Source organism: Shewanella sp. 10N.286.52.C2, from assembly GCF_002874545.1.
Taxonomy (GTDB): domain Bacteria; phylum Pseudomonadota; class Gammaproteobacteria; order Enterobacterales; family Shewanellaceae; genus Shewanella.
In genome coordinates, this window is sequence record NZ_MCTV01000015.1 from 58,769 (window position 1) to 64,768 (window position 6,000).

Genomic DNA, 6,000 nt, shown 5'->3' on the forward strand with positions numbered 1-6,000 from the left:
CACAAAAGGATTTACATGAAACTGCCTTTAAAACTCAACTCGGCTATCTTATTAATCATTTCTGCACCGATTGCTTTTGCAACCTATGCGCCCTTGCCTGAGTCAGTTTCAAATAATGCCATCGCCAAAGTCACTACAGATAATGCCCAGTATTTACTGAGTTTTACCGGGCTTGCTGAAGCAAAAGATTATCTCGCGGTGCATAATAAAGCGTGGGCGCTTGATTTATCGAGTCCCAATAACCAATGGCAGCCCATTAAAGATGTTCCTTTTGTCGCGCCTTTGGCTGGAAGATTAGCTTCTATAGCTGTGGGTGTTGATGATCAAGCTTATGTTTTTGGTGGCTACACTGTGGCTAAAAATCATGAAGAAATTAGCACTGTCGATAATTACCGTTTCGACATCAGCGCTAATGAGTACCAACGTATTGCCGACATGCCCGTCGCTGTTGATGACACGGCTGCCAGTGTTTACCAACAACGCTATGTATATTTATTTGGTGGTTGGCACAACGACGGCAATGTTAATTTAGTGCAAGTGTATGACACTCAAACCGATACTTGGTCTCAGGCAAGTCCGATACCTGCCCCGGCGGTGTTTGGTCAAGCGGTGGCCATGGTTAACAATAAAATTGTCTTGTGCGATGGTGTGAAAGTTCAGGCTAATATAGGTAAACGTCGCAGCTATGCATCATCACCCGTGTGTTTATATGGTGAACTGAACCCAGAGAATCATTTAAGAATTAGTTGGCAATTACTGCCACATTATTCTGTTGCTAAGACGGCAAAAAGTGACATGAACAAGCCTGCTATTGCGCATTATAGAATGGCGGCAACAGGTGTAGGCTCTAATAAAAATAGCAATAAAGACAGTGATAGAGACAATAACAAAGCAGGCTACGCCATCTTTATTGGTGGCAGTGACAACCCATACAATTATAGTGGTATCGGTTATAACGGCGCTCCCAGTACCCCACAGCAATATCAATATAGCTTCGACTTTGCTAGCAACAGCTGGCTTACCCCAATAAGGCTTGCAACACCCTCAATGGATCATCGCGGCCTCATTTGTCATCAAGATAAGCTGCTAAGAATTGGCGGCATGGTGAGCGAGCAAAAAGTCAGTAATCTTGTGTTGAGCTCACCGCTAAAAACCAATCAAGCTTGCACTCAATAGCAGTACTCATAAAGAGACATATTGCGCCATAAAACGTGATCTAGATAACACTTTTATGGTGCTTGTATTGAGCAATTTAAAGATGCATATAAAATACATGTAAATTAAATGCATCTTTGGAATATTCATGACCACAGCTTCAAGCTTTGAGCAATTACAGGCACTGCCCCTCGCATCACTCATTGATTATATTGAAGTGACTCATCATCAATATGTACGTGAAACGGCGCCTTTACTGGTGGAATACACCCAAAGAATGGTGCAAGCACATGCTAGCGATCATGCAGAAATCCAGCCTTTAGCTAACCTTGTGCAAGCCTTGGTTTCAGACTTAATGCCACATCTTATGAAAGAAGAACAAATTTTGTTTCCTGCCATGAGACGCTTAGGTGATGGCTTGGAAGTAAATGGTTGTTTTGGCCATATTGGTAACCCGATAAATGCCATGGAACATGAGCATGACCATGCTGGCACCATCTTGCAACAATTACGAGAATTAACCAAAAACTATCAAGCTCCTGAAGGCGCTTGTAGTACTTGGCAGAAGTGTTACAAGACACTTGCTGAGTTTGATGCAGACTTACAGACCCATATTAATATTGAAAATAACCTATTATTTCCAGCGGCATTAGCACTGTAAATAGAGCCAGATTTGTTTTATCCCAGTTTCATCATTGTTTTCGCTCCAATTTAACATTCATCATGTTTAATGGTTCTTGCTCCCCCAGCAGAACCATTTTTTTTTGCTTTAAATGTCTCGTCATAAAATAGTTCAAAAAAAATGCCTCGCATTAACCGAGGCATTTATTCATCACAATAATTTTATACTGCTTTTCTCTCGCTGCGTTGATGTGCCATCCGATATAAAATAGGCAGCACAAACAAGGTTAATAAAGTCGATGAGATAATCCCGCCAATCACCACGGTAGCAATGGGACGTTGCACTTCTGCGCCAGTACCAATATTAAGCGCCATGGGCACAAACCCTAAACCGGCCACTAGTGCGGTCATTAATACCGGTCTCAGTCTGATCAAAGCACCATCAATTATGGCATTAAGTAGTTCGCCTTTTTCTTGATATAACTGCCGAATAAAACTCAGTAATACCAAACCATTAAGTACTGCTACCCCCGATAATGCAATAAAGCCAACTCCTGCAGAAATCGATAATGGCATATCCCTAATCCACAATGAAATCACCCCTCCGGTCAGAGCAAGCGGTATCCCAGTGAAAATAATCAGCGCATCTTTAACTGAGCTAAAAGCCATGACCAGTAAGCCTAAAATGATGGCTAAGGTCAGTGGCACCACTATCGATAATCGTTGACTTGCAGACTCAAGTTGCTCAAATGTACCGCCGTATTCGAGCCAGTAACCCGCTGGGATATCCACTTGCTCGGTAATTTGTTGCTTAGCTTCCGTCACAAACGAGCCCAAATCTCGCCCACGAACATTGGCCGTCACGACAATCCGACGTTTACCATTTTCACGGCTAATTTGATTGGGAGATGGCGCAATGTCTAAGCTGGCGACTTCAGATAACGGCACATACTCACCAGATGGCATAACAATGGGTAGATCTTGTAAATGCTCTACATCCTGGCGGATATTTTCAGGCAGTCTAATAACCATTTTAAAACGGCGATCGCCCTCAAAAATCAATCCCGCTTCATCCCCGCCGATAGCCGTTGCAACAAAGTCCTGTAACTCCCGTACTGACAGACCATAATTCGCCAAAGCCATCCGATCCGGCTGAATAGACAACATAGGCAAGCCAGTAACTTGCTCAACTTGTAAATCCGTTACACCATCAATTTGTTCCAGCACCTCGTGGATCTCATTTGCTGAGGTCAATAGTTGTTGTAAATCATCCCCTACAACTTTAATGCCTAAATCAGCACGAACACCTGATATAAGCTCGTTAAAGCGCATCTCAATTGGCTGTGTTAGCTCGAAGTTATTACCTGGCTGGCCTGATACTGCCGCGACAATATCAGCAGCTAACTTGTCATAACTCATTGTCGGTTCTGGCCATTCATTGCGCGGCTTAAGCATAATGAAGGTATCGGCAATGTTCGGCGGCATAGGATCATTGGCCACTTCAGGGGTACCAATCTTAGAGAACACATTTAACACTTCAGGAAAGTGTTTAATACGGTCTTCCAAGAGTAATTGCATCTCAACAGATTGCTCTAACCCTGTGCCAGGAATACGAATTGCTTGCAGTAAAATGTCTTCTTCATTCAGTTGCGGAATAAACTCTGAACCTAATGTGGTCGCAAGCCAAATAGAAAAAGCCACCAGCGCAACCGCGACACTTAATACTAACCAACGTAACTTCATTGCAAGGATCAGTAGCGGCTTATAAAGCGACTTACTTAAGGTAATAACGCGGCTTTCTTTGTCGCTAATCTTACCCGTCATAAACAGTGCAACAGCAGCTGGAACAAGGGTTAAAGATAGGACTAATGCTGCCAGTAATGCCATTACAACGGTTGCAGCCATAGGGTGGAACATTTTCCCTTCTACGCCAGTTAAACTAAACAATGGAATATAAACAACGGTTATAATTAGCACACCAAATAAGCTCGGACGAATGACTTCGTTGGTCGCCTCAAACACCAGCTGTAACCTTTGCTTGCGCGGTAAAATCTGTCCACCATTTTGCGCCTGAGCTTGGCCTAATCGGCGAATGGCATTTTCGACAATAATCACTGCGCCATCGACTATAAGGCCGAAATCCAGCGCGCCTAAGCTCATTAAGTTTGCCGACACGCCGGCCTGTAACATACCCGTCATTGTTGCTAGCATAGCAATCGGAATAACAGCCGCTGTAATCAATGCAGCTCTTGCATTACCCAGTAAAATAAATAGCACGACAATGACCAGCAAAGCGCCTTCTACTAGGTTCTTTTGCACCGTATACACTGCTTTATCAACCAGTGTGGTGCGATCATAAACCGCTTCAACCTTAATACCTGCTGGCAAAGACGCTTTAATATCTTCAAGCTTACTCGCTACAGCCAATGATACCTGACGAGAATTTTCGCCCACCAGCATCATTGCGCTACCTAGTACTGTTTCTTTACCGTCGCGGGTAGCTGCACCAGTACGCAGTGCTTTGCCAATGGCTACTTCGGCAATATCAGTAATAAACACAGGCGCATTATCTACACGCTTAACGACAACATGCTCAATATCATTAATTGAAGTTAACTGCGCAGCTGAACGAACAGTAAGTTGCTGGCCTTCTCGCTCAATAAAACCTGCACCACGGTTACTGTTGTTGTTTTCAAGGGCTGACTTGATATCACCAAATGAGATGCCATAGGCCAACATCTTCATGGGTAACGGCGTAATGTGGTACTCCTTATCAAAGCCACCTATGGTATTTATCTCGGTAACGCCATGCACTTGCGCTAATTGTGGTTTAATAATCCAGTCTTGAATTTCCCGCAATGCGGTGGCATCAAATTCGCTACCATTAGCTTGCTTAGCATCAGGCAGCGCCTCAATGGTGTACATAAAAATTTCGCCAAGGCCGGTTGAAATAGGTCCCATTTCTGGCTCGATGTCGCTAGGTAGTTTTCCTTTTATGGCATTTAATCGTTCATTAATGAGATTACGAGCAAAATACAGATCTGTACCTTCATCAAATACCACGGTGACTTGCGATAACCCATATCGTGAAAGTGAGCGAGTATAAGACAAGCTCGGTATACCCATTAATGCATTTTCAATAGGATATGTGATTCTTTGCTCGGTTTCTTGCGGCGAATACCCCTCTGCTCGGGTGCTAATTTGCACCTGCACATTGGTAATATCCGGTACCGCATCAATAGGTAATTTTTGATAACTCCACAGCCCTACTGCAACCAGCAGTAGCGTCAAGAACATCATCATCCAGCGTCGAGTAATGGCAAGACGCAAAACTGATTCAATCATGTGCGTCTCCTTTAGTGAACGTGCGCTGCACTAGATTTTTCAAGATCAGCTTTCAATAAAAAGCTATTGTCGACCGCGTACTCTTCACCCACTGCTAAACCCGATAAAAGCTCGCTCATCTGACGGTCTTTTTTACCGAGTGTGACCACGCGCTTTTCAAAACCTTCATCATTTTTAACAAAAATGACTTGCTGATTTTCCATCACCTGTAGGGCGCGATTATCAATGGCTAAGTCGACACTGTGCTTACTTAGGGTCACTTCACCTGATAAAAAAGCGCCTACTGTCCATGACCCATCGCTATTATCAATTGGCGCTCTAGCACGCAGGTACGCTTCGTTATTCATTGGGTTCAGTAAGTATTCAATAGCAGATGTCACGCTTAATTGTTCAGATTCAACACTGAGCTTTTGGCCGATAGAAACACGGCTTTTCTGACTAGGAAATACTTGATATTCAGCCCAAAGTTGACTGTTATCGACAATGCTCAGTAACACATTATCAGTAGCCAGTTCGCCAACGTTTGCATTACGACTCACCACTACGCCGCTAATTGGCGCTTTAATCGAGTAACGTTTGAGGCTTCCATTAGATTCAACCTCAGCAATCACTTGCCCAGCTTTGACTTTATCACCCACTCCCACATTTAATTGGGTAATCAAACCCGCGAATCGCGCCTTCACATGACTGCTATTGCGCTCAGGGACAATAGTGCGGCCATATAAGGTTAATACCTTTTTGATTTCACCTGCTTGAGCTGAATGAGCAACAATGCCAGAAATAGCCATTTGCTCTGCACTGATATGCACTTGCCCTTCTTCGTGTTCATCATGACCATGCTCGTCTTCGTGTCCATGTTCATGTTCATCTTCATTACCA

At 43.7% G+C, this 6,000-nt stretch carries 3 protein-coding genes and 1 pseudogene; 2 read left to right on the top strand and 2 right to left on the bottom strand.

The features are described 5' to 3' along the window. The first annotated feature begins 15 nt into the window (after positions 1–15). Both BCU94_RS07465 and BCU94_RS07470 read left to right on the top strand, forming a co-directional pair. Positions 16–1,176, top strand: a complete 1,161-nt coding sequence (locus BCU94_RS07465; RefSeq protein WP_102476040.1) for a kelch repeat-containing protein — start codon at positions 16–18, stop codon at positions 1,174–1,176. 148 nt (positions 1,177–1,324) lie between these two features. Beyond that, a pseudogene (locus tag BCU94_RS07470) lies at positions 1,325–1,816 on the top strand (hemerythrin domain-containing protein); the annotation flags it as partial. 182 nt (positions 1,817–1,998) lie between these two features. Here BCU94_RS07470 and BCU94_RS07475 read toward each other — a convergent pair. Together BCU94_RS07475 and BCU94_RS07480 are read right to left on the bottom strand one after the other, a co-directional pair. After that, positions 1,999–5,121 carry a CusA/CzcA family heavy metal efflux RND transporter gene (locus tag BCU94_RS07475; RefSeq protein ID WP_102476042.1) on the bottom strand — a complete coding sequence of 1,041 codons (3,123 nt, stop codon included), beginning with the start codon at positions 5,119–5,121 and terminating at the stop codon, positions 1,999–2,001. An 11-nt stretch (positions 5,122–5,132) separates the two neighbouring features. Beyond that, positions 5,133–6,000: efflux RND transporter periplasmic adaptor subunit (locus BCU94_RS07480; protein WP_102476043.1), on the bottom strand; the 868-nt coding region annotated here is incomplete at its 5' end.